Raw genomic sequence first — 23,533 nt, forward strand, 5'->3', positions numbered from 1 at the left:
TCAGAACTTCATCGGCAGGGCATCCTTACGGGATTTGCCGTTGTACGCCGCATAGATGGGGAAAACGTATTTCTTCCATCCGGGCAGCTTTGCCGGGTTGTCCATCCCGGTGCGGTAGATTTCCATGGGATGGACGCTGCGCAGGGCACGGATCAGCCGTTCCTCGTTGAACTCACCGTGATACACTTCCACGAAGTACATCACACCCTTCAGGACTGCGGCACGGAAGGAATCGGGTTTGCCCTCCCATGCGTCCACAATCAGCCGCAGAGCCTCGCAGTAGATTTTCTCGCCCATCTGGTTGTACAGCTTGAGTGCAGTGCCTACGCAGCTGATGCGGTAGTCGCTCAACTGCAAGCTGTCATAGTTGAAGTCCAGACCCACCCGGTTGGTGGCTGCGAGGAATGCCATGGAAAGAGCATCCTCGCCCACGACCTTGGCACGGAGCTTGATGCCCGCCGTCAGCGGTGCAGCGTGACCGTTTTGCTCTGCGAAGAACAGGGCTTCCTGCTGCATCGTCAGACCCGTATACACCTTGCAGAGAATCGGGAGGTCTTTGCCACCGTTGCGCAGGATACGCGCTTCAATGGTGTGCTGACCGTCCGTTACATAATACCGGCCATTGCGAAAGCTGACCTTCGGCTCATTCGCCGTATATTCATTGAAGTCTCTTGCAATCAGCTCAACGCGCTTACGCTGGATGCCCCGCTGATAAAGCTCGCGCGGGTAGATTAGCTTGCTGCTGTGAATGACCACCATCTGATAAGGAGTGGCCACATTGAAAGATGCGGAAAAGTTGTTGGTGTTGCTCAGTCGCATTGCATTTCCTCCCGGATTCTCCAGATGTATTTTTCGGCTTCTGCTAAAATCTCACTGACCTGCTGCTTACGCTTCGGGATGGTGAGCAGGCTGGGATTAAAGGTAAAGCTGTATTCGAGCCGCTGTATCATGGCATGAACAGCGGATTGCAGCTCGGTGTACAGCATCATTTCCTCCACGCTCCCTGCGTCCTCAAAGGACGATTTGATGGGTGTGTAGGGATAGATGGGTGGCTTTCCATCCACTACTTCCGGCGGCGCATACGCTGCCGTGGAGCGGATGATGGGCTTGAGCTTCCGAATGCTGCCCAGTGGGTTCAAGGCAAGACTGTTCTTCAAGGCATAATCGAGCCGCTGCATATCTTCCGGGGCGAGATGCCCTAAGTATTTCAAAATGCGGCTTTTGTCGATGGTGAAGATCTGTTCTGCCAGAGCCATAGAGGACATAGACAGCCCTTCGTTTTCCAACAAGCAGTGTGTCGGCTGAGTTACTTTCTTTTCCGTATTGCTTGTCAGAGGGACAACGATGAGGGTCGGTGCATAGGTATTGCCCACATCATTCTGAATGATGACCGCAGGGCGGTCGCCGTGCTGTTCCGAGCCGGTACTTGTGTTTCCGAATTGGACGTAGTAAATGTCTCCGCGCCGGAACTTCCAGTTTTGCTGCAAATGTTTACCTCCATGTTTTGTTATGTACAAAGCCCGCTGCTTTTTCTTGGCAGCGGGCTTCGTTCAATTTATGGTGGCATTCATTTTAATGGGGTGTGTTATCACCTCCCCGGTGACAAAGTGCAGTGCCGGACTTACCGGTGCATAACAACATAGTCATGCCCACGGTTGGTCTGGCAGACCGTGCAGGTGTCCATGCTCTTGTCAGGGCTGGGCACGAGCGCAATTTTGAAAGCCTTAGCTTCCACGAAGTGCCGGAGGCAGGTCGCGCAGAGGGTTCGGATGGATTTGACCATTTCCGGGGTCAGCTCCATTTCCTCGTAGATCTCCTGCTCCCGCACGGTAGGATTCAATTCAACCATAGAGATGTCCTCCTATGTCGGGTAGTTGTTTTGCGGATAGATATGGATAAGTAAAAGTAACAGGAGTTGTCGGAGACCGAAAACGGCATCCGACCGCTCCTGCTTTATTGCAAACCAACGTGTTATTCGTTGGGGAATCGTGTTGGGATTGCAGATCACTGCTCTGCCGATTTGGCAGTGCGATGAAAATATGAATAAAGTTCTCTCATATTCGCCCTCGGCTCCCTGAGAGTGGGGAATCATCTGGCGGCGGGCTTGTACCGCTCCATTGGCATCTCAGCCACCCCGCCTAACGCTGACCGGGCTGCGTTGAACAGAAGTATCATTATCTTGAAGTACCAGATGATTGAACTATTCAGCTTTCAAGGTCCGTGAGTGTGGACATATCACCAGCGGCGAGAGCCGTCTGGGAAATTGTCCCCTCACTTACGAGCCATCGAGAAGCCTCAATCTACACCTAAAAATCCAAACTTCTTCAAAAATTTAGTAATTTTCAAGATTCGCTTGCTAATATTTTGCTGTGCAATGCCATAAACTTTAGATAATTCTACGGTACTATATTCGTCGCGGAAATACAGCGTGATAAGCCGAAGTTCTTCATCGGAGAGTTTTTCTAACCCTTCTTGCAAACGCTTGTCTTTGATTTCGCCTACCCATGCAAACCGAGTCCGGGTCTCGTGGTAAGTATCGGTTACAGTAATTGCCTTTTCATACTGCTTAAAGTCAGAAGATTTCCTTCCCGTGTTGTCATCACCATCGTCAACGATTGCCAGTGTGTTTGCAACGTAGGAACGCTCACTATTGAGAACGCCCAAATCAAAATCATACATGGCTTGGATTGCATCTTCACTCATTCCCGCCTGTTGGTACTGCACACGCAGCCGTTCCCACTTTTTGTTCAGTTTTCGACGTTCGTTGCCGTTATTAAATTCCATTGTTGACCTCCAAATTTTCGATAATTCGTAAAAAATTGAAAATTTGGAGATTCTAGGGATACTTTGCGGCCAGTTCCAGCCACGAAAAGAGGGCAAAAAGAAACATGAAGTGTCCTTTCCGCTGGATGCGGAGGATGAGGACACCTCACTGCTGGACAGGGCACTGGCTTTTCTTTGGGCGCAAAAAAAGAGACGCATTAAAGAAAAGGGTACAGACACTGTTTTCCATCCGTAGATGGAAAGCAATATGAGTATCCTCAGCCTTTAATGCATCTCAGGCTTTCGATATATTTTTCTTCGTTACAGGTCAAAAGCGGTTTATCCGGCTAAAAAAGGACAAAAAATAAAGCCCTCGCAGCCAGACAACAAGGCTTTGCCTTGCTATCATAGCACACGAGGGTCTTACAGAAGTCACATGACGGTCTTATGAAAGTCACATGGGGCGATTTTTGAAAAAATCGGGTCACGCAGAAGTCGCATGAAGGTCACATGAAAGTCATATAGCGAAACTACGTTGTTTTATCGTTCGAGCGAAATGAGCAGTTTCTGATACTCATCTTCGGGCAGTTTCTGCTTTGCAGCCGCAAGCTCGCCCGCTGCCATCTCGTCCATGTGCTGCTTCTGGTACGAGCGAATAAGCCAATAGTAGGCTTTTGTGTTTTCCGGCGCGATGGTCAGGGCCAGTGCAGCATCCCGATGAAGCAGATCGTATGCGTGGAAGTCCATCAATTGCTTCAGCAGTTCATTAACTGTACTCATAAATGCGAGGTGGTATCGGTTTGCGTAGTGAACCAGCCAATGTTCGCCATTGGCAGCAGAAAGAAGTTTGCCCTGATACAATGATGCCGCTTTTTCGAGCAATCTCACCTTATTTATAGCAGAAGTGGCTTTTGCGGCTGCAATGCACAACTCATCGAACCGCTGAAAATCGGTCGTGATATGGAGGTCGGGGTTGAATTGGTAGCCAGACGGCGTGGAGAGAATCAGCTGCTCATCCGAGATAATGCTGAATGCTTGCCGCAGCCGGTAAACGAGCTGTTTGACCTTTTTTCCGGGTTCGTCCTTATCCTCCAGTTCTTCTGGCCAGATTTCCTGTACGATTTCCAACGATGAAAGGGCTTTCTTATTGGAAAGCAGCATAAAGGTCAGCAGACGGCTGATTTTAGGAGATTTCAGGTCAGACTCCGGCAGGACACCGTGGGAAGTGTGGATTTTCAATTCTCCGAACAAGCTGATGAAGACATCATGGCTGCTCTTGATATTTTCTGGCGAGAATGCCATGCTCAGACTGTCAGCCATTCGCTTATCGTTGTATGCCGCCAGTAACACATAGGCCAGAAGTTTAAGCATACTGGTCTGATGGGTGTACCGCTGAGGGTTGCGCACGGCAATCAGGGCGATTTGCCGTGGTTCCAGTGGAATCGCAAGGACGGACTTAATACCTAAGCGCTCATACAACCGGTATTCGTCCGGGTAGGTGTCCTTGACATCTTCTGCATCAGAAACGACCATCGGGGTTCCTCTGCGCACTGCCTTTACCCAGCGGTCGAGAAATTCAGACGATTCAAACTCATTTGTAAGGATAGTGGTTTTATCTTCTTGGCATTCATTGTGCCACCAGAGCGGCTTCCACAGCCCCAAATCCAGATCAACCTGAATTAGACCGCACCAGTCGGCATCATAGAATTTACAGGCCGCTTCCATGACCCGCAGAGCAACTTCCTTCGGCGGCAGATGGCGATAGTATAACTGTGTCTCCAGCTCATTCATTGTGTTCTCAAAATCAAGCGCACACTGAACGTTCTCCGTGTCAAGTTCTTCGCTCACCGAATCAGATTGCCGCATAACAGACACCTCCTGAATAAAAAGCAGCATCCGGGCATTCTTCCGCTTAATACGGTGAATCCCGGATGCTGCTATGTAAAGCTATCTCTCCACCGCATAAGCTGAAGAATGCCCCATCATTTTGCTTTTAAATAACAAAAACCGCCTGTGAGTTGAAATCTTCACAGACGGTTCTAACATGGTAGAGGGATAAAATTATCCCATTCAAAAAGCAACCAGCTGCCATGACCTCGTATATGAGATTTTAGACTCATTTGGCTTTGTTGCCCTATCTTTCGGTAGGTTTACCAAGTATTAGGTTCTTTGATAATTTACTTTTTTACGATTGTTTTTATAAAAGCCGTAAGTGCATTGATCTGCTCGGCATCGAACTGTTTTAGCTGGTCAACAAGTGCATTCATTCCATTGGAGGTTTCCTCGCCGAAATTAAAAAATTCTTGTGGAGTAATGTTGAAATATTCGCAGATGTAAAAGAAATTTGCCATCGTCGGAAAGGCAGTACCACTTTCGATTGCACGAATATAGCCGGGATTCTGCCCGATTGAGAGGCTCATGTCTCTTGCAGACACACCCTTCTGTGTGCGCAGCTCAGTAAGCCTCTTAGAAAACTGTTCTTCGTACATGGCCACCACCATCCTTCTCAACTCTATTGTAGTCGAGAGCATAGCTGAAACCGAATGATTAAATCTATTATTTTTAATTGATATAATCAACTACCTGTGATAGACTAAAAGAAAATGGAAAAAATAAAAACCATGAATTTTTACATTCATGGTTTATGTTTCCTGTCGCAGAGTAGCCCACTCTGCGACAGGATGATTCAATTGAATTCTACCGCCGATTACACGGATGGTCAAGAGAAAGCAATCTGAAATTCTGAAAAAAAGAAAATAATGTCGTACTTACTCGACAATTTCAACAAATCCGATACAATCCGATTGTATACTCCGTCAAATAAGCCGTCAGCGAAAGGAAGGTTTTTGTGTCAAGAAAAGGATTGAACATTTATAAAAGGAAGGATGGCCGCTGGGAAGCACGCTACATAAAGTCGCGAAATGCGCTGGGAAAGCCCAAATATGGTTATCTGTATGCTTCCTCCTACCGCGAAGTGCGATGTGATCTACAGCACACGCTCCAGCTCCAAGGTAAACCATCCGGAAGCGAGGAAAGAACCAGAAACAGTACATTTGAACTTGTTTCCATGGAGTGGCTTGACGCCTTTTCCATTAACTTCAAGGAATCTACCTACATTCGTTATCGGACGCTAATCGAATGCTATCTCATGCCATCATTCCAGACAGTAAAAATCGAGAAGATCACAAAAGAAATGGTAAGGAAGCTTTGCAAACACCTTGAACTGCACGGAAAAAAGGATAAAACCGGTCTTTCTCCCAAGACAATCTCGGATGTGCTCTCTGTTCTGCGTCGCATTCTGAATTATGCAGGAACAATCGGTATATCGGTAGATTCGAAGGTTCTTGATATCAGGGTCAAACAGACGCAAAAGTCGTTGCCCATTTTAAGCCTCCCAGAGCAGATGATTTTGCAGCAATATCTGGAGGAACATCCCGATGCTCTGAATCTGGGGATTCTTCTTTGTCTACTGACAGGAATACGTATCGGGGAGCTGTGTGCGTTGACGTGGGAAAAAATCTCGATTTCGGAAAGGAATATCTATATCTGTCAGACGATGCAACGTATCCAGAATCGGGTACCTGGGAGCAAAAAAACACATATCGAGATTGCATCTCCCAAAAGCAGCTCCGCTAATCGGAATATCCCAATCTCAAATTTGCTGTTCGGTTTTCTGGAGCGCTATTCCCTGAGTCACACCGGATTCTTTTTGAGCGGTTCTCCTTCGAAGTTTATCGAACCGCGGTGCATTCAGCGAAGATTTCACAAGATTTTGGATGCCTGTGGATTGGAAAAAAGGAATTTTCATGTTTTAAGGCACACTTTTGCCACACGCTGTGTGGAAGCAAAAATCGACATCAAAACTCTGAGTGAGATTTTAGGACACTCATCTGTTACCATCACAATGAATCGATATGTTCATCCTTCGTTGGAGCTGAAGCGGGAAACGATGGAACAGCTGGCAGATTTTATTTCCGTCAAATAAGCCGTCAATCCGAATTGCCAAACGAATTACCGTCGTTTTTTCGCCATTATCGCAGAGTGGGCTACTCTGCGACAGAAAATAATCCCAACAACTCACCTGTGCATTGTTGTACACCGTATAGATTCGGGTGTAAAGGGAACTTTTGATTCTACGGCAGAAATTCGTCTGCTGAGAATATAACAAACTTTTTACTTGAGGAGGACTTTATTATGAATTTGATGAAATGCCCCAACGGCCACCACTACGATGCTTCCCGGTTCAGCAGCTGCCCCTTCTGCGGCATGGAAGGTGTGAACGTTGGGCCGGATCAGACGACGGTTCCTTTGGACGTCCCGGTGTCTCAGCCGGGTCCCAGCGTAGCGACTGAACCTCTGAGCACTGCAATCCCCGATGACGATGACCGCACGCTCCCTGTAACTGCAGATATGTTGGACGGTGCTACAGAAAAGTCGGCACCAGTTGTTGGTTGGCTCGTCTGCACGGAAGGTGTGAATAAGGGAACTGACTATCGTCTGCATCAGGGCCGCAATTTTGTGGGTCGTTCTTCGGAGATGGATGTCTGCATCCTTGGCGACAACACGGTTTCCCGCAGCTCTCATGCGATTGTTGTGTATGATCCGCGCAGTAATGTGTATCTTGCGCAGCCGGGCAGCTCTAAAGAGCTGTTCTATGTGAACGATAAGCTTGTGCTCAACCCAATTGAGCTGAAGGCCATGGACCAGCTCAGCATCGGCGACACGAAACTGATGTTTGTTCCCTTGTGCAGCGAAAAATTCCACTGGTAAAACGAAATAAGGGGGAATCGTTGTGATAAATCGGGCTGGAAATAAAGAAAAGGCAAAACGTGTTTTGAATGAAAACGGAAATCTGTCCGGAATGGTCGGCATGGAGATTCTGTATCGGGTGATTGCGGCAATCACAAGTGTCCTGCTGGGTGCGATGATCGCAGGCGGCATTGGGGTCGTGTCGGCGGTTGTGTCGGCACCGTTCAAGCTGTTTGGTCTGGCGGGAATCATCATTGCCTATGTGCTGATTACTCCGATTGCAACGCTCGTCGGTGCTATCGCCGGTGGAGCAGTTACCGGGCCGTTTGAAGTGGCACGATACCGGTACTATCTTTCTCTGCGGAAGAATGGAATCCGACCAAAAGTCACCTGCATCTTTGATGCATTTGATTTCTTTATGCAATTTGCCCTTGTTACAGGAGTGCGGATGCTGACGATCATGTGGATCCCGGTTCTGATCCAGTTTGCTACGCTGCTGCTGGCGGCTGTTGTTGCGGCGGCTTCTCGGAGTTATCTGGCGGCAATGCTGCTGGTGATGATCGGCATGATTGCAGCTCTCGTTGTTGCGGCCTACCGTTCATATCAGTTCTGGCCTATGGCTCTGGTGCAGGCAGATCATCCGCAGCTGAATGCAGAACAGGTCATGGAGCGCTGCAAGGTAATGACGGAAGGTCATAAATTCGACCTGTTTGTCTTTGACCTCAGCTATCTCGGCTGGAATATTCTGAGTCTGCTTACCGGCGGTATTCTTTCTGTCCTGTATGTTGCACCGTACAAGATGATAGCAACTGCTTTTGTTTATGAAGAAATGAAGGGCCGCCCGGTCATGGTGGATGACATCAAACCGTCCACTGACGGCAACGGAATGACGATTGCTGTAGATCCGAAAAAACTGATGGGGATTGGCGGCACCGGTGGAAAGAAGCCGACTTCTCATATCCCGGCTGCTTCCAGAGCTGCGGGAGCAGCTCTGGAGGGGATCGCCGGTATGTATGCGGGCTCGAGCTATCCGCTGGAGCCGAACCAGCCGGTCATTCTGGGCAGAGACCCTGCCTATGCGAAGATCGTGTTTTCTCAGGGTGCGCAGAAGATCAGCCGCCGCCACTGTGAGGTCATGTTCAACAGTCAGGTTCAGAAATATCGTGTTACCGATTTTTCCAGCAACGGCACCTACGTAAACGGAAGCCGCCTCCCTGCGAATTCTCCGGTGCTGCTGGCCCGGGGAACGGAGCTTGCATTGGGCGATAACAACAATATCATCAGGCTGAGCTGAGTGATGCAGTATGCCTGAGAGATGCAGAAAAAGAACGAATCAGGATCGCGGAACAGATGAGGTAAAGCAGGATCGGAGCTTACTGTTGTATGTGCTGCTGTCTTTCGTGACGTTTTCGGTCTACCATTTTTATTTCATGGACTTGTGGGCGAAGGATGTCAACATTCTGTGCGAAAAGGATGGAAAACATACGGTGGGCGTCGAAAAAATGATGCTGTTCAGTGTCCTGACGTTCGGCGTGTACAAATATGTGTGGATTGCGGAGATCGTGGACCGCATTCGCGACAATGCAGCAGAATACGATGTGGAGGTCCGGCAGGACAGCGAAACCTTCTTTGTATGGATGATCTTGGTTCCGGTTCTTGGATATCTCGTCGCAATGTATCGAGCAATTCAGGATACGAACCGACTGGCTGAGGCATATGAGCGGAGCAGGCAAAAGCGCACGGAAGTGCACGACAACCCCAACACGAAACCTCCCCCGCCCTGTATGCGGGGGAGACTGTCTGGGTTGACCGGAAGTTTGGCGGGCAGAAGCTTTGAGCTGATACCCGGACGATCGGTGGAACTGGGTCGGAACCCAGCGGAGGTGTCGCTTATCGTAAGAGGCGAAAAGATCAGCCGGATTCACTGTACGGTTCAATATAATGGAAAGGATCTTGGGTTTAATATTACCGACCATTCCCGGAACGGGGTATTTGTCAATGGGGTGCGTATTCCTTATAATGTGCCGACTTATGTGTCCGGGAAAAGTATTGTCGCACTGGCAGATGGTGCAAATAAGTTTCAGCTGATAGAAGCGGCGGACGAAGATGATAGGAGTCCGGCTTTAGGAGCAGACAATGAAGAGTAAAAAAATCATCGTTGCAGCACTGGTGGCAGTGGCTGCAATAGTACTGGCAGGATGCAGTCCGAGAAGCTCGATGGCAACATTATCCACCGATTCAGATTCGGAGACGGCAGAGGTCTTTTCGCTGGCCAAGGTCTTGAATCTTGGAGCGAACTACTTGACCTCGCTGGATTATGATAACGCAATCTTGCAGTATATCGATATCATCCAGCACGACCCGACGAACAAGGAAGCCTATGCGGGCCTGTATGCCGCTTATGCAGCACAGGGAAAAGCCGACGAGGCAAACAAGGTCTTTGAACAGGCGCAGGAAGTGTTTGATGACGAGGCGGACTTTCTTCCAGGATTTCTGGATGATGCAAAGCTGGTCTTTGAAAGCGGTGGTGGAAACGTTCCCTTCCAGATGCTTTCGGAACACTTTTGGGCTGACTTGAATTCGGTCTTTGCAAAAGACGTGGGCGAGGCGTGGATTGCGGCAGACCCGCAGAATGCCGACCCCTATGCCCTGCTGGGAGCACACTATGCGGCACTAGACGATGAAATCGGCATTGAGAAACTGCTCCAGAATGCGGAAACAAATGGCGTCGATTTCAACACCATCGATACCAAGATCAAAACGAACTCGGATGGAACCTGCACGCTGACGGTACAGATTAATGATTTCCCGAAGGATGAATCGGGGCAATCGGCATCTGTAAGTGTCAAGGTTGATGCGAAAGACAACGCTAAGACGGTCACCCAAAAGGTGGCCGAGAAAGCAGCGGACAGCGCAGCAAGCAAGGTCGTGGAAAAAAGCGGACTCACCGGCGAAGCGGCCGGCATCGCAAATTCGATGGCTCAGGAGGCTCTCCGAAAGGGCCTCGGCAGCGCGGGAAGCGGACAGGGAACCGAATCGTCCGGGACAGTGACGGCGCCTACCTATGACCCGTCGCAGGACAGCGGCGAAAGCGATGATTTTGACTGGTCGCAGATTCAATCGGAGTTTGATAGTCTGAAAGACGAATTTCCGTCTTAAAAGTCGTGTGGAGGAATGTGCATGAATTATAACGAAACCAGTCAATGGGCGGCGGATCTTGGAAGCGGCTACAGTTCGATCCGACCTCTTGGCGAGGGCGGGATGGGCACACTGTACCGCGCGCACAAAGACAGTCTGGATGTTGATGTCGTCATCAAGCGTGTAAAACAGAAGTTCAAGGGACGGATGGACGAGCGCGCGGAGGCCAATATCCTCAAGACGCTGAAGCACAAGTATCTTCCGCGCATCTATGACGTGATCGAAAGCCCGAGCGGCTATGTCTATACCATCATGGACATGATACCGGGCGAGAACATGCAAAACTACGTCAAAACACACGGTCCGGTCAGCCAGAAGCTTGCGTACCGGTGGGCCTGTCAGCTCTGTGAGGTGATTGCCTATCTGCACTCGCAGGTACCTCCGATCCTGCACTGTGATATCAAGCCCAGCAATATCATGATAACACCCGCCGGCGATATCTGCGTCATCGATTTTAACACATCGCTTGTTTTTTCAAAAGGCGTACTGGCAATTGGCGCAACGCCGGGCTATGCGGCACCGGAACAGTATACCCGTCCGGGAGCATCGCCCGATACGATCGAGACGGTTCCGCTTGAAGAAACCATGCCGCTGCGAGGATACAAAGATGCGTTCGCCTATCAGAATGTCAGATCCAACAAGGATCCGTCCGGCAGAGGTGTGAGCAATTCTGTCACAGCGGCGCAAGCAACCAATGCGGGTGGTTATGGCACTATCAGCAAGAGAACGGACGTTTATGGCATCGGTGCGACTCTATACTATGCAATCACCGGGCAGCAGCCCGGCCATTCGCTGAAGGATGTTCGGCCCATCACGAGCTATAAACTCAAATTTAGCCGTAGCTTTTTGCTCATCATCGCCAGAGCGATGATGAAAAGGCAGGAAGAACGCTTCTGCGACGCACAGGAAATGCTCCGGGCACTGCAGGATATCCACGCAATCGACGGACGCTATAAAAAGGTGGTTCATTCTCAGCGAGTTGTGGCGGCGGTCTCTCTTGTCCTTGCGGTATCAGGAACTTTGGCTATCCTGTTTGGCGTACAGCGAATCGGCGTGGAACGGTACGCCGCTTATGATGCCCTCGTGCGGAAAGGCCGGACGGCCGCCGATGAAATGCGCTTTGATGAGGCGGAGCAGGACCTGCAGCAGGCTATCGCGATTTACGATGACCAGTTGGAAGCATATGTGGAACAGGCAGTCCTTCTCTATCGGCAGGGAAAGTATCAGGAGTGCATCGATGCAGTGGAAACGACGCAGTCGCGTGAGCTGAAATATTACAGCAGACAGAGCGTGGCAAACCTGTACAACGTGGCAGCGGAGGCTTACTACGAGCTGGAAAGCTATGAATCGGCTGCGACGATGTACCAGAAAGCGATAGGATACTCTCCTGATATCCTGAGCTATTATCAGGGTGAGGCGACCGCCCTGATTCAGCTGGGCGATTATTCTGGCGCGGATGAGGTCCTTGCAGAGATGGCGAAAGCTGTCCCTGACGCCGAACAAAGCGGTGCCTATCAGGTCGTTCAAAGCGAGCTTCTGAGAAAACAGGGAGACCTGCCGGATGCGCTGGATGCCGCCCGTAAGGCAATCGGCTCGGCGGACGGCAACGACCAGCTTGCACGCGCGTACCGTCTGGCAGCATCGATCTGTGAGGATATCGGAGACTCCATGCTTTCGGAGGAAATCAATCTCCTGAATCAGGGCATTGAACAGCTCCCCGATGGATATTACAACGCGCTGGCCGGACAGCTGGCGTCCGCATATATTCGTCAGGCGGAAGCGACCGGGAATCCCGGCTATCAAAAAGATGCCTTGCGAACCTATCAGCAGCTGGAGAAAAACGGAAACACCACGCTGGAAGTCCGGCTGAATATCGCAATGTTGCAATATCAGCTACATGATTTCTCCAAAGCGATGGAGATGCTTCAGGCACTGAAAAAAGATTACCCCAAGGACTACCGGGTGTATAAATGGCTCGCCTTTGTTCAGGGCGAACTTGATTTGCAGAACGGAGCATCCTACACGAAAACGCTGGGATATTACGAAACGGCTGCTGAACTCTATCGTGCAGAGCAGGCATCTGGCGTGTATGACCCGCAGATGGATGAGCTGGACCGCATGGCACGGAACAACTGGCAGTAAAAGAGGTGGAGAAAATGACGGTTGGACAAATCATGGTGGTGTGTGGTATCTGTCTGGTGCTGGTTGCTGTTTTATTGGCCGTGGTCGGGAGCGTTCTGCTGCACAAAAAGAAGAAAATGGTTCTTCTTGAAATCGAACACGAATACCGCTGAGAAAGCAGGAAAAGGAACATGAAATATTGTGCCGCATATTATTCCGATATCGGAATACAGAAGGAAACGAATCAGGATTCTCTCCTTCTGGTGCAACGAGGTCAGACTCAGGACGATGAAGCTGTCCTCGCAGTGATCTGCGACGGCGTAGGTGGACTGAAAATGGGCGAGCGGAGCAGCGCAGCGGTCGTGACAGCCTTCCGGGACTGGTTCGATGAGCGTGTCGAGGAACTATATGAACAGGAAGAACCGGAGACGGAGCTGTTCGATGACTGGGACAATCTTATCCAATCGCTTCATATCCGGTTGAAAGACAACTCCGAAAAGGCCGGATTCCGCAGCGGAACGACAGTGGAAGCTGTTCTTTTTATGAAAGGTCGGTATTACATCTGCCATGTCGGAGATTGCCGGACATATATCATTTCGGATACCCTCACGCAACTTACGACAGATCATACCATCGTCCAGCGTGAACTTACCGAAGGAAAACTGACACCGGAACAAGCCCGGAAAGATTCGAGACAAAGCCTCCTGCTTCAGTGCGTGGGAGCGGGCAAAGATGTGAAACCGGATTATCTTTCCGGTGAGGTTCTGCCGCACCGGACGTTTCTGATCTGCTGCGACGGGTTTCGCCGCAAGGTGACAGAGGCTGAAATAAAAAAGAGCTGCAGGTATTCTTCCAAGGAAAAAAAGTTACATGAGGCTCTGGAAGAAACAGCACAGCTCTGCATGAAACGAAAAGAGACGGACAATATCACAGGCATCCTTATCAGCGCGGTCGGAGAGAAAAAAGGTCTTTTCCCATTATGGAAAAAGGCTACACAGACTGCGGGGAAAAAGGTAATAAAGGATATCTTGCTGGAACACTCTACTCCGGCGGATAAAATATTGTAAAACAAAGGAGACATTATTATGGAGGACAACAGAAAATTTGCAACATTCTTTGCGGATGCCCCCAAGGGTAAAAAAATTGGAGCGGTTCTTTCGTGGATTGCAACGGTGATTTTGCTTGTGGCACTTTTTGTGCCGGGGTATCAGCTGAGATACCAGATGAAAACGGAAAAGGGGACCTTTAAGGATATCCCTGCAACCATGACTTCTGAGCTTAAACAGATGAAAGAAGCAGCAAAGCTGAATTTTCAGTTCGGTGCGGGCACTACCTCCGATAAGATCGATGAATTCGTTGAAAAAGGCAGTACGAGTGTATTTTCCTATCTTGTCAGTCCCGATTTGCAGAAGGCAAGGCTGGTAAATCTTGAAACCATGAGTGATGCCTCGGATGATATCTCTAAAATTTGCGTGGCACTGTTGGTACTGTTCTTCGTGCTGGTCGTCGCAGCGGCTATTGCTAGTGTGTTCACGATAAGCTGGTGCGCACTGGTGGCGAACCTGATTGGCATCATCGAGTTGCTGGCAGTGTACTTCTTTGTGTTTGCGGGTAAATTTTCCATCGATCCGACGGACACTTCGATAACCAGCCGTGTTGCCCCTGCACTGACTATGATTCTGATTGTGCTCCTCGTACTGGCCGCAATCATGTCCGTGGCTTCCGTGATCGTTAGCTATGCGGTGCATGAAGACGAGGAAGCGTTCGTGGACGACTGGAACAGCAACGATCCGAGTCGGGATGCCGAGACGAATCTGGTCGATGACGGCAATGCCACAACCGTGCCGGCAACGGACAACTCGATGACAGTCGTGGCCTCTTTGATCCAGATGAACACGAACCGGAGTTTTGCAATTTACAATAACACGGAGGTTGTGATCGGCAAGGGTTCTCAGGCAAACATCATCGTCTCCAACCCGATCATCAGCCGTGCCCATGCGAAGATTAGCTGCCGTAATGGTGTCTGCACCATTCAGGACCTTGGCTCCAAAAACGGCACGTTCGTGGGCGACGAGAAAATTCTGGGCAGCAATACAGTGACGCTGGCGAATGGTATGTATATCACGCTCGGAAACGAAATCTTCCAGTTCAAAATCTGAGCCGGGAAAGTATTAGGACGGGGTGAGATAAAAGATGGCGGGTCTGGAAGAAAAACTTTGTCCCGTTTGCTTTCAGGAAGCGATGGAGCATGGGGAGTGTCGGAACTGCGGGTATCATGCAGAAGAATCTTCTGCAGCGAAAGACTATCTGGCACCGTTCACCATTCTGAAAGAAAAATACCTGTTGGGCAAGAGTTTGGGACAGGGCGGTTTCGGAATTACGTATCTTGCTGAGAATATGCAGAGCGGCCTACGCTGCTGCATCAAAGAGTACTTCCCGTCCGGTCTGCTTCAGGGGAGGACACCAGATGGTGCCCTCATCCTTGCAGATGAAGAAAACCGGCCTGAGTATGAAGAGGGAAAGCAGCAGTTCATTGAAGAAGCATGCGCCCTTCAGGAGCTTCGAGAAAATATCTCTGTCGTTGACATTCGGGATTTTTTTGAAGAAAACGGGACGGCATATTTTGCAATGGAGCTGATTGAGGGTTGCAATCTGCGGGTGTTCCGAAAAAATCATAATCCGAAGCAGACGCTCAAGATGGCACTCCAGATGCTGTTCCTGCTCGGAAGTTCACTGGCAGAAGTCCATCGTTTCGGCATGATCCACGGGGATATCAGCCCGGAAAATATCCTTATCACACAGGACGGTGAAATAAAACTCATCGATTTCGGCGCGGCACGCTCGTTCCGTCAGGGGAGCGATAGTAAAGAAAGAAAAATTTACCTGAAGCCGAACTACGCCCCTTACGAGCAGTATACGCAGAAACCGTGTCAGGGACCGTGGACGGACATTTACGCACTGGCCGCAACTTTCTACTTTATCGTGTCAGGGCGCAAGATGCTGGACGCACTGAGCCGTGCGAAAGGAGCCTCCTATCCCCCGTTGCACGAGCTGTGTCCCGCTGTCTCCCGGCAGCTGTCGGACGTGATTGACAAGGCGTTGGCGTTCGACTACCACGACCGTTATCGCAGGATGCTTGATTTTCTGGATGCACTGGAACAGGTCGTCCGGCCGGAGGACTACGACATCGATCTGGGGGCACTGATGCCGAAATCAAAGGCATCGAAGCAGGCTGAAATTCATGTCGAGACTTCCGACGACTCGGAGAAGATGTGTCAGGTTGAGGAGCAGAATATGCCAGAGCCGAAGGGCCTGGCCGCATTCTTCCATCCGAAAAAACGCAGGCTGGCATATCTGGAGCTGACGATGCGGAAATCGGGTGGTCACATTTCCAGACGGCGGTGGATAATCGAGCCGAATCGCACGGTGAAGGTCGGGCGTCTGGCGACGAGCGACGTGATGATGCCAGCGGATAACCAGATCAGCCGGAATCACTGCGAGGTGTTTTACAACGAGCCCAAGCGGGAATTTATCGTCAGGGACCTGTCCAAATATGGCACCTATCTGGCGGACGGAAAGCCAATGGAAAAAGAAAAATCGTATACACTGAAAGATGGCGATATTTTTTGTGTCGTGTCGCCCGAGTACACATTCAAGGTGGTGATTGAAACGTGATGTCCCTGTTCAAGCGAAAAAAGGCAGGCGAGGAAGCCAATACCATTCCCGAAGCGATGGATGATATCACACAGACTCTTCTGATACCCGTAAAAGACGAAGGAGAAAAAACGATGTGTGCCGACGCCTATGAGACGAGTCAGGCGGAGATCGCCAGCTATACGTCGATTGGAACCCGGAAAAGCCAGCAGGATTCGATATGCTTTGATTTTGGGGATTTCTGCACAGTCTGCGCTGTGTGTGACGGTATGGGCGGGCTTACCGGGGGCGAACGTGCCAGCGCTTTGGCGGCGCATGGGGTAACGAGATACCTGCTGGAACACGCTCAGGCGGAAGATATTCCTACGGAGATGGGACGCGCAGCACTACGACTGAACGAGGAAGTCAAGAATCTCCGGGACCCGGCCAACCAGAAAATCGAAGCGGGGACGACTCTGACGACAGTGTTTCTCCGTAACGGGAAGCTGTTCTGGTGCAGTATAGGAGACAGCCATATTTACCTGTATAGAGATGGTACGCTAGAGCAGTTGAACATCGATCACAATTTTGGTGCCCAGCTTGACCAAATGGCACTGGAGGGCAGCATAACACAGGATGAGGCACTGCATCATCCGCAGCGTGCTGCTCTGACAAGCTATCTTGGGATTTCGGAGCTGACATTGATCAGCGGAAACCGGATGCCGTTCCAGCTTCGGAAGGGAGATGTGCTCATTCAATGCACGGACGGGCTGTACCGCTATCTGCCGGACAGCACTATGTGCAGAATTTTGGCCGTGACGGGAAATCTGAAACAGGCGGCGGAACAGATGGTCAAAACGGCACTTGCTGTTCCCGGAGGGCACGATAATACGTCGGTTCTATTGGCAAGATATAAAGGCTGAGATCGGAAAATTATAGAAAGAAAGGGGTGCAATAAAAAAACTGGAAGAAGGCACAAAATAAAAGGAGTGTTGCTTTATGGCAAACAGCAAACTTCAGATGCCCGCTAATTATATGGCACTGAACGAAAGTGAAATGTCTTGTGTTGAGGGCGGCGGTATCATTTCTCAGGTCTGCTATGCTTTCGGACGTATGTTCCGTAGCACCTACTACGATAAATGGGAAAGCGAATCCAAAACGCTTGAGCAGTCCCATGGTGCTGTCGTTTCCAAGAAAAACGGTGTATATACTTACTCCGATGGTTATACCCACACAATGTCTGGTGGCAGCAACTGGGGCTTTACCAGTCTCGGTGACTTCTTCTATGGAATCGGCGATCTGTTCGCTGCATTCTATCTGTAAATTCTAGGCTTCTGCGAAGTATCGCAGAGCTTTAACTTATGGCATTCTTCCAGTTTTTTTATTGCATCGCAAATTTCGGTAACTCAAGCAAAGGAATATCATTATGAAAAAATCTACTGCGGACCATATGCACAGAAAACGCCGTAAGAACAACTTGGTATGGCTCTTTGCCCTGCTTGGCATTCTTGTACTGTTTCTGGGAACGATTTTGGCTTTTTTGATTTTCAGCAATTTGTCGTCTAAGCCTACTGAAACTGTTCAAGAAGTCTCTGCGGTGAATGGAACAGGAATTGTTCTGCCGTCCCATTTTACGGAGCGAAAGATCACAGATCCTTCCACTGCAAGAGACGCAATCAATGATGTGGCGGATACTCTTGGAATTGTTTCAGTAGAGGATGAGCTTGGGACTGCGGATTGCAGCACAGTATTGGGAGATACATATTACAGCTTTCCGCAGGTGTACCGGGGAATACCGGTGTATGGCAGAAAAGTTACCGTATCGGCTGACGCAGACAGTGAAGCTGCACTTTTGACTTCCGGATTTTATCCGATTGAAAATCTTTCCGTTGAAGCTAAAATTACCCAAAATGACGCTGAAAAAATAGTTGCAGGGTTATATCCGGGAGAAGCGGATATCTATGTAAACAATTTGGTGATATTTTCACTGGACAAAACAAATCCTGAATTGGCATGGAAAATATCGGTTCATCAAAACAATTCGTGGGAGTCAGTGTTTTTATCAGCTGTAGATGGAAGGGCTCTAAAGACCTTTTCGAATGAATTGACAGATAATGAATCCAGCAGCAATCGCTTTACAAATGTGTACTTGTATAATGCTGAGAATCGGGATATTGAGGTGGATTTTAGAATAATTTTTGATGATGGAACGACAGCAATATATGATGGGGATGATGATGACGAATGGGTTTCACTGAATAATCAAAAATATACAACGAGCGGAAGCTGGAGGCAAGTCGTATTGACTGCCCAGAACGGTGAGCGTTATAAAAAAATCGGGAAAGGCGGAATTTCAATCTCTACAGAGGCATTGGGTGGTATGCCTGCAACGGAACTTTTGCCGATTGATATTGCCTCTTTGACGGATGGCATGGGAACACCCATCGTAGCACTTGCAAAATTGCTGGCCGTCAGCAATTTTTATCGTGACGTGCTTGGATATGATGCCTTTGGCGATGACAATAAGGCAGTGGCAATCGTTGCAAATGATCATAGAGGAGGTAAGGATTCGAATAATGCCTCAGCAGGTTATGGGAGAAGCAAGATTTTCACGCGAATTTCTGTTGGAGCAACCTGCTCGCCGACAATAGATACTTTAGGACACGAAGTCACACATGCAGTTGAGCAATCCATCAGCCGGATGACATATGAAGGAGAATCTGGTGCCTTGATGGAGGCGATTTCGGATATTATGGGAGAAATAATTGAAGATTGGTATAATGACTCTCCTAAAAGATTATATCCGGATATTCTCAGGCATTGGGATATCCCACTTGAAACCAGTTTGAAGTGGCTTGACGGAGATATTTCATGGATTTTTGGGACTGTGGGTGAGCTTGAGCGGAATCTGGCTGACCCATCCAGCGTACTTCAGGGGGATGGACTACCTTATCCGACGAAATACAAGGATGAAAACTGGCGCAAGTCACAAAATTATGATCCCGAAGCACAGTTTTCTGATCATGGGGGAGTGCATTCTAATTGCACAGTAATTTCTCACGCAGCGTACCTTATGACGCAGCCGTCTGTGGACGAAACAAAGTATGAACCTCTTTCTACCTATGATTTGGCACAGCTTTTTTACAAATCACTATATGGGATTTCAAAGTCTGATATCAGCTTCAGTGAATTCCGTAATGTGCTTGTCTATACTGCTTACTCTATGTGCCAGACAGGAATGCTGACAGCAAGGCAGGTTGCAACGGTGGATTGGGCTATGGGCATCAAAGCAGGTATTCCAAATTCTTTATTTCTTGACGAAAACGAGAATAGTGTGGTATCGATTGATGGTCAGGCTAAACTTTATGTCTATGCATGGGATGGAACATTATGTGATAATTATGATTTGCATATTGCTCAGTTGGATACGGATATATTACCACGGGAGTACGATGAAAATGTGCAGAAAATTGTAGCGTATGATTACACTATTCGAGAAGCAGAGGCATTTCAAATCGATCTAACACCGGGAATTTACGAATTTAGATTAACCGACCCAAATGGAAGAAATCAGGAAGAAGTAGAGTACCTGAGAGTTGTAGAAAACAATGGGTTAAAGGGGTATCCTTTTTATCCGGGATTCGAAAATGCCAATGTGTTAGAGGTCGATATTTCACAGGAGCCGAAGCAACACTCTTATGGTATTTTTTATGATACCCTCACGTGGGAACAGGCAAAAGCTGCCTGCGAAGCAAAAGGCGGCCATCTTGTGACCATTACCTCGCCAGAGGAACAGAAACTGATTGAAAGTCTGAATACTCAGAACAGTAAGCTTTGGATCGGCGGCTATAAAAATTCTGCCGGTCAGTGGTGCTGGGTGACAGGTGAACCATGGGAATATCAGAACTGGGGCGATGGAGAGCCGAACAACTCCAGCAATGTTGTGGCAGACGAGAGTTGTGTGGCTGTGTGGCCGGTAAAGTGGAACGACTTGGCAAACAGCAATACATATGAACAGAGCGGCTACATTTGTGAATGGGAAGCATTCGATGCAGCCGAGGAAACACAGGTCGAAGGTTACACAGGACACCTTTATGAGTTCTATACATTGCCCGAATCGGAATGGGAGTCTGGCCCAATCACATGGCAGCAGGCAGAGAAACGCTGCGAGTGGAAAGGAGGTCATCTAGCGGTCATTGAATCGTCAACGGAAAATTTCCTTCTCTACAGCGCAATGAAAGCGAAAGGGTATGAGAATGCCTACTTTGGATTCAGCGATGAAAGCTCTGAAGGAAACTGGAAATGGGTCAATGGAACCAGCACATCTTATACAAACTGGCATTCTGGTGAGCCGAGCAATCAGGATGGTATTGAGCACTATGCAATGTTCTATGAAAAGTTTCAAGATGGAACATGGAACGATGCAGATGGAATAATTGATGCCGGATGCGCCTACATCTGCGAATGGGACGACCCCACAGATAAAATATCTCAGGGAGATAGCTTTACAGATCAGCAACTGCGAATCATTGCAAAAGATTTGGGAGTTCCGGATGACCTTAATGTAGAGATTCGTCAATCGCCGAAAGCATATTGGGAGGCTGCTGGCCTTTGGGATATTTATGTTGAGATAACTCATAACGGAAAACTAGTGGCATCGGGAAGCTTCGATGTTGAAACGGGAGAGATGGGACGCAACATTTATATCTATACTCCCGTCTGATACTCTTTTTCTTCAAAGCTTCTGCAAGCAGTGCGCCGTGGTACCACGGCACGATTTTTGAATCCGATTTCTAAAAATCAAATTCAAAATGCTTGTTGGGCTGTGCCCAAACCCCTTATGTTCTGCATCCGGTGGATGCAGGCTGCGCATTCCTGCGGAACGCTTCTATTGCGTGTCAATGCACACTCTCCCTGAAAATTCCGAATGCTTTTTGGTGTAAGCGTCAATGGCGCAGTCATGGCATCCGTGGTAAAATGAATGCGTTGTGTGCCTGACACACGAAAAAGAGAGGACGGATGCAGAGATGGAACAGCTTTACCTGATGCCCGGTGAGGAACGCTACACGAAATTTCAGGACGAAAACGGCGTACCGAAAGTTCGGTATACTTACTGTTCGCTGCACGGCAGACTGTTCAATTGCACTTGCAAAACCATGGATGAAGCCCAGCGGTTGTGCGAGGACTGGCTCGTAACACAAGATCGCTGCTATATAAACTAAAAAAGACCGCCGAGAACCGACCATAAAAGGTCAGGCTCTCGGCGGTCTTGGCTTATCGGATTTGCTCTTTTTCTTTGCTGTCCTTTTCCTCCGCAAAGAACAGTTCCACATTCTTCTGCGCTTTTACGATGTCCTGCATCTCATCCCGCGCCTTTCGGTACTCTGGGTAGAGTGCTTTTTTCTTGGTGAGCAAAGCCGAATACTCTGCATTCAGGTCTTTCACTTTGGGCAGCTTTTTCAGGCCAGATTCATTGAAAGCGGCTTTCGCCGTCTTATGCAGCGTGACTTCTTCCCGGTGCGCTTCCAAAAATTTGGAGCAGTACCCGGATTTACGGTAAGCATCGTATACAGGCCGGGTCTTGGCATAGTTGACGATGTGCGCCCGGAGGACGGCGATTTCTGCCATACGCTTCTCGGCGGCCTTGATGGAATCGCCCAGTTTGTGATAGCGAGAAAGTGCAGCATCAGCACGCTCTTTCAGCTCATCCGCACTGCCGATTTTCTGCTCCTGCAAAAAAATCAGCGTTTTGGACATCTCTTTCAGGTTATGCTTCTTCGCCCAACGCTCGTATCCACCGCCCTTGCCCTCGGCAAGTTTTGCTTGAATGTCAACCAGCAACTGGAACGGCTGCTCTTTGGGAGGTTGCTTCTGATGTGGGCGGTGTTCGGCTTTTCCGGCAATGACTGCTTTGATTTCATCCTCGCTGTACCCGGCACCCAGTGTCTTGAACCGGATAAAGCGTTTCTGCCGTGCGCCTTTAACGGAAGTGTATTTGCCGCGTTTGATTTCATAGCCCTGCTGTTCCAGTTTTTGCAGAAAATCTTCGTAGTCGGTGGGCTTCTGCTGCAAAATCTCGTCGATTACACTGCACAGCCGGTCGCGGTTGCTTTCCTTTGGGGGGTAAGTGATGCGCTTCTGCCGTTCCCGGTAAGGCTTCTTTTCAATGACTGACAGCTGATGCTCCAGACAAATCAGGTCGCTCAACCGCTGCACTGCCAGACCGGAAAAGAAAAAATCCCGGAATTTTCTTGTGCCGTCCAGAGTGGTCGAGTTATAGATAATGTGATTGTGGATGTGTTCCCGATCGGTATGCGTTGCAACGATAAAAGCGTGTTTGCCTTTCAGAAACCGGGAGGCCAACTCATAACCGATGCGGTTTGCTTCTTCAGCCGTAATTTCACCAGGCCGGAAAGATTGCCGTATCTGATAGGCGATAATGTTACTTTTTTGGCTGCGCCCGGTGGCCTGCTCGTACAGCTTTTTTGTGAGCATGAACTCCTCGTCCACAGTAAGCGGGCTGCATTGATAGCTGCTGACAAGTTCGCCTTTTTCAGTCTTGTCAGGATTCTGTGCATAGTTGGTGCGGTCTTTCAGGCAGGCGGCAATAGATTTTCCTTTGTGCTGATGCAGTGCGATCAGACGAGTAGCAGCCAGAGCAGATCACCTCCTAAATGAAAAAGCCGCCCGAAGGCGGCAAGAAGATTCAAAATCAAATCAGGTCCCGGAGCCAACCGCTGAATTTCTCAACGCCCTCCACCATTGCAGTTGCGCCGACAAAAAGGACAAAGCAGAGAAATTCGGCAACCAGCAGAATCAGAAATTGATCCCAAGTCTGGCGGTAGACGGTGTAGATGCCGCAGCCAAAGATATACAGCATCAACGGCGCGACAACATAGCTGGACAGAGTAAGCAGCCACTTTGCCATCAGAGCCAGAAAAGCCACGAACAGAGAGATCGGGGCAAGCATCATCTTGAATAAAAACCTCATATCAAACACCAGCCTTTCTTTTTCGCCCCTATTATAAAGGTATCGCCCCTTGCCTTGCAAGGATGTCAACCGTTATGT

General features: G+C 49.1%; 22 protein-coding genes and 1 riboswitch. Of the genes, 14 read left to right on the forward strand and 8 right to left on the reverse strand.

What is annotated here, in order from left to right:
* The 6 genes from ACKXGA_RS13320 to ACKXGA_RS13345 all read right to left on the reverse strand — a co-directional run bounded on the left by ACKXGA_RS13320 (position 1) and on the right by ACKXGA_RS13345 (position 5,252).
* Positions 1-819, reverse strand: coding sequence for a DUF6551 family protein (locus ACKXGA_RS13320; protein ID WP_112145130.1), 819 nt, complete (start codon positions 817-819; stop codon positions 1-3).
* On the reverse strand, positions 810-1,487 hold the full coding sequence (locus ACKXGA_RS13325) for a type II toxin-antitoxin system PemK/MazF family toxin (RefSeq protein ID WP_117529634.1): 678 nt from the start codon (positions 1,485-1,487) through the stop codon (positions 810-812). The genes ACKXGA_RS13320 and ACKXGA_RS13325 overlap by 10 nt, the downstream gene beginning before the upstream one ends.
* Positions 1,488-1,621: 134 nt before the next feature.
* On the reverse strand, positions 1,622-1,849 hold the full coding sequence (locus ACKXGA_RS13330) for a hypothetical protein (RefSeq protein WP_015565651.1): 228 nt from the start codon (positions 1,847-1,849) through the stop codon (positions 1,622-1,624).
* A gap of 446 nt (positions 1,850-2,295) precedes the next feature.
* Positions 2,296-2,784 (reverse strand): sigma-70 family RNA polymerase sigma factor, encoded by a 489-nt coding sequence (locus ACKXGA_RS13335; RefSeq protein ID WP_117529633.1) that lies wholly within the window; start codon positions 2,782-2,784, stop codon positions 2,296-2,298.
* A gap of 519 nt (positions 2,785-3,303) precedes the next feature.
* A complete protein-coding gene (locus ACKXGA_RS13340; protein ID WP_207698580.1) occupies positions 3,304-4,629 on the reverse strand; it encodes a BTAD domain-containing putative transcriptional regulator in 1,326 nt (441 codons plus the stop codon).
* A gap of 207 nt (positions 4,630-4,836) precedes the next feature.
* Positions 4,837-4,928: riboswitch (cyclic di-GMP riboswitch) on the reverse strand.
* A gap of 12 nt (positions 4,929-4,940) precedes the next feature.
* Positions 4,941-5,252 (reverse strand): helix-turn-helix domain-containing protein, encoded by a 312-nt coding sequence (locus tag ACKXGA_RS13345; RefSeq protein WP_117529631.1) that lies wholly within the window; start codon positions 5,250-5,252, stop codon positions 4,941-4,943.
* A 359-nt stretch (positions 5,253-5,611) separates the two neighbouring features.
* Between ACKXGA_RS13345 and ACKXGA_RS13350 the strand changes: the two genes are divergently transcribed.
* The 14 genes from ACKXGA_RS13350 (at position 5,612) to ACKXGA_RS13415 (ending at position 21,686) form a co-directional block, all read left to right on the forward strand.
* A complete protein-coding gene (locus tag ACKXGA_RS13350) occupies positions 5,612-6,748 on the forward strand; it encodes a tyrosine-type recombinase/integrase (protein ID WP_423729681.1) in 1,137 nt (378 codons plus the stop codon).
* Positions 6,749-6,957: 209 nt separating this feature from the next.
* A complete protein-coding gene (locus ACKXGA_RS13355; protein ID WP_015565647.1) occupies positions 6,958-7,533 on the forward strand; it encodes an FHA domain-containing protein in 576 nt (191 codons plus the stop codon).
* 22 nt (positions 7,534-7,555) lie between these two features.
* Positions 7,556-8,806, forward strand: a complete 1,251-nt coding sequence (locus ACKXGA_RS13360) for a DUF975 family protein (protein WP_423729682.1) — start codon at positions 7,556-7,558, stop codon at positions 8,804-8,806.
* 85 nt (positions 8,807-8,891) lie between these two features.
* Positions 8,892-9,659: a DUF4234 domain-containing protein gene (locus ACKXGA_RS13365; RefSeq protein WP_423729683.1), complete on the forward strand. Its 768-nt coding sequence runs from the start codon at positions 8,892-8,894 to the stop codon at positions 9,657-9,659.
* Positions 9,649-10,671 (forward strand): tetratricopeptide repeat protein, encoded by a 1,023-nt coding sequence (locus tag ACKXGA_RS13370; RefSeq protein ID WP_423729684.1) that lies wholly within the window; start codon positions 9,649-9,651, stop codon positions 10,669-10,671. Before ACKXGA_RS13365 ends, ACKXGA_RS13370 begins: the two co-directional genes overlap by 11 nt.
* 21 nt (positions 10,672-10,692) lie before the next feature.
* Positions 10,693-12,852 (forward strand): protein kinase domain-containing protein, encoded by a 2,160-nt coding sequence (locus ACKXGA_RS13375; protein ID WP_423729685.1) that lies wholly within the window; start codon positions 10,693-10,695, stop codon positions 12,850-12,852.
* Between the two features lie 14 nt (positions 12,853-12,866).
* The gene (locus ACKXGA_RS13380) at positions 12,867-13,004 is read left to right on the forward strand and encodes a hypothetical protein (RefSeq protein ID WP_015565642.1); all 138 of its coding nucleotides are present in this window, start codon (positions 12,867-12,869) and stop codon (positions 13,002-13,004) included.
* 18 nt (positions 13,005-13,022) lie between these two features.
* Positions 13,023-13,898, forward strand: coding sequence for a PP2C family protein-serine/threonine phosphatase (locus tag ACKXGA_RS13385; protein WP_223451747.1), 876 nt, complete (start codon positions 13,023-13,025; stop codon positions 13,896-13,898).
* 18 nt (positions 13,899-13,916) lie between these two features.
* Positions 13,917-14,990, forward strand: coding sequence for an FHA domain-containing protein (locus tag ACKXGA_RS13390; protein ID WP_423729686.1), 1,074 nt, complete (start codon positions 13,917-13,919; stop codon positions 14,988-14,990).
* Positions 14,991-15,024: 34 nt separating this feature from the next.
* Positions 15,025-16,506, forward strand: a complete 1,482-nt coding sequence (locus ACKXGA_RS13395; RefSeq protein ID WP_412601206.1) for a protein kinase domain-containing protein — start codon at positions 15,025-15,027, stop codon at positions 16,504-16,506.
* Positions 16,506-17,387 carry a PP2C family protein-serine/threonine phosphatase gene (locus ACKXGA_RS13400; protein WP_015565638.1) on the forward strand — a complete coding sequence of 294 codons (882 nt, stop codon included), beginning with the start codon at positions 16,506-16,508 and terminating at the stop codon, positions 17,385-17,387. Before ACKXGA_RS13395 ends, ACKXGA_RS13400 begins: the two co-directional genes overlap by 1 nt.
* Before the next feature lie 76 nt (positions 17,388-17,463).
* Positions 17,464-17,787, forward strand: a complete 324-nt coding sequence (locus ACKXGA_RS13405) for a hypothetical protein (RefSeq protein WP_015565637.1) — start codon at positions 17,464-17,466, stop codon at positions 17,785-17,787.
* A 103-nt stretch (positions 17,788-17,890) separates the two neighbouring features.
* Entirely contained in the window at positions 17,891-21,187 is a 3,297-nt protein-coding gene (locus ACKXGA_RS13410; protein ID WP_423729687.1) for a lectin-like protein, read from the forward strand.
* 322 nt (positions 21,188-21,509) lie between these two features.
* Positions 21,510-21,686, forward strand: a complete 177-nt coding sequence (locus tag ACKXGA_RS13415; protein WP_223385292.1) for a DUF3873 family protein — start codon at positions 21,510-21,512, stop codon at positions 21,684-21,686.
* Positions 21,687-21,738: 52 nt separating this feature from the next.
* On the opposite strand, the gene ACKXGA_RS13420 is transcribed toward ACKXGA_RS13415, so the two are convergent.
* Together ACKXGA_RS13420 and ACKXGA_RS13425 are read right to left on the reverse strand one after the other, a co-directional pair.
* A complete protein-coding gene (locus ACKXGA_RS13420) occupies positions 21,739-23,121 on the reverse strand; it encodes a relaxase/mobilization nuclease domain-containing protein (protein WP_223390011.1) in 1,383 nt (460 codons plus the stop codon).
* Positions 23,122-23,176: 55 nt separating this feature from the next.
* Positions 23,177-23,455 (reverse strand): hypothetical protein, encoded by a 279-nt coding sequence (locus tag ACKXGA_RS13425; RefSeq protein WP_117506243.1) that lies wholly within the window; start codon positions 23,453-23,455, stop codon positions 23,177-23,179.
* Between the last annotated feature and the right edge of the window lie 78 nt (positions 23,456-23,533).

It is taken from the genome of Faecalibacterium hominis (ex Afrizal et al. 2022) (assembly GCF_049545105.1).
Classification (GTDB): Bacteria; Bacillota; Clostridia; order Oscillospirales; family Ruminococcaceae; genus Faecalibacterium; species Faecalibacterium duncaniae.

Coding starts and splice junctions, on each gene's coding strand:
- ACKXGA_RS13330 (WP_015565651.1), bottom strand. CDS start 1,849: ATGGTTGAATTGAATCCTACCGTGCGGGAGCAGGAGATCTACGAGGAA.
- ACKXGA_RS13380 (WP_015565642.1), top strand. CDS start 12,867: ATGACGGTTGGACAAATCATGGTGGTGTGTGGTATCTGTCTGGTGCTG.
- ACKXGA_RS13400 (WP_015565638.1), top strand. CDS start 16,506: ATGTCCCTGTTCAAGCGAAAAAAGGCAGGCGAGGAAGCCAATACCATT.
- ACKXGA_RS13385 (WP_223451747.1), top strand. CDS start 13,023: ATGAAATATTGTGCCGCATATTATTCCGATATCGGAATACAGAAGGAA.
- ACKXGA_RS13370 (WP_423729684.1), top strand. CDS start 9,649: ATGAAGAGTAAAAAAATCATCGTTGCAGCACTGGTGGCAGTGGCTGCA.
- ACKXGA_RS13395 (WP_412601206.1), top strand. CDS start 15,025: ATGGCGGGTCTGGAAGAAAAACTTTGTCCCGTTTGCTTTCAGGAAGCG.
- ACKXGA_RS13345 (WP_117529631.1), bottom strand. CDS start 5,252: ATGTACGAAGAACAGTTTTCTAAGAGGCTTACTGAGCTGCGCACACAG.
- ACKXGA_RS13405 (WP_015565637.1), top strand. CDS start 17,464: ATGGCAAACAGCAAACTTCAGATGCCCGCTAATTATATGGCACTGAAC.
- ACKXGA_RS13355 (WP_015565647.1), top strand. CDS start 6,958: ATGAATTTGATGAAATGCCCCAACGGCCACCACTACGATGCTTCCCGG.
- ACKXGA_RS13425 (WP_117506243.1), bottom strand. CDS start 23,455: ATGAGGTTTTTATTCAAGATGATGCTTGCCCCGATCTCTCTGTTCGTG.
- ACKXGA_RS13320 (WP_112145130.1), bottom strand. CDS start 819: ATGCGACTGAGCAACACCAACAACTTTTCCGCATCTTTCAATGTGGCC.
- ACKXGA_RS13390 (WP_423729686.1), top strand. CDS start 13,917: ATGGAGGACAACAGAAAATTTGCAACATTCTTTGCGGATGCCCCCAAG.
- ACKXGA_RS13340 (WP_207698580.1), bottom strand. CDS start 4,629: ATGCGGCAATCTGATTCGGTGAGCGAAGAACTTGACACGGAGAACGTT.
- ACKXGA_RS13415 (WP_223385292.1), top strand. CDS start 21,510: ATGCCCGGTGAGGAACGCTACACGAAATTTCAGGACGAAAACGGCGTA.
- ACKXGA_RS13410 (WP_423729687.1), top strand. CDS start 17,891: ATGAAAAAATCTACTGCGGACCATATGCACAGAAAACGCCGTAAGAAC.
- ACKXGA_RS13335 (WP_117529633.1), bottom strand. CDS start 2,784: ATGGAATTTAATAACGGCAACGAACGTCGAAAACTGAACAAAAAGTGG.
- ACKXGA_RS13375 (WP_423729685.1), top strand. CDS start 10,693: ATGAATTATAACGAAACCAGTCAATGGGCGGCGGATCTTGGAAGCGGC.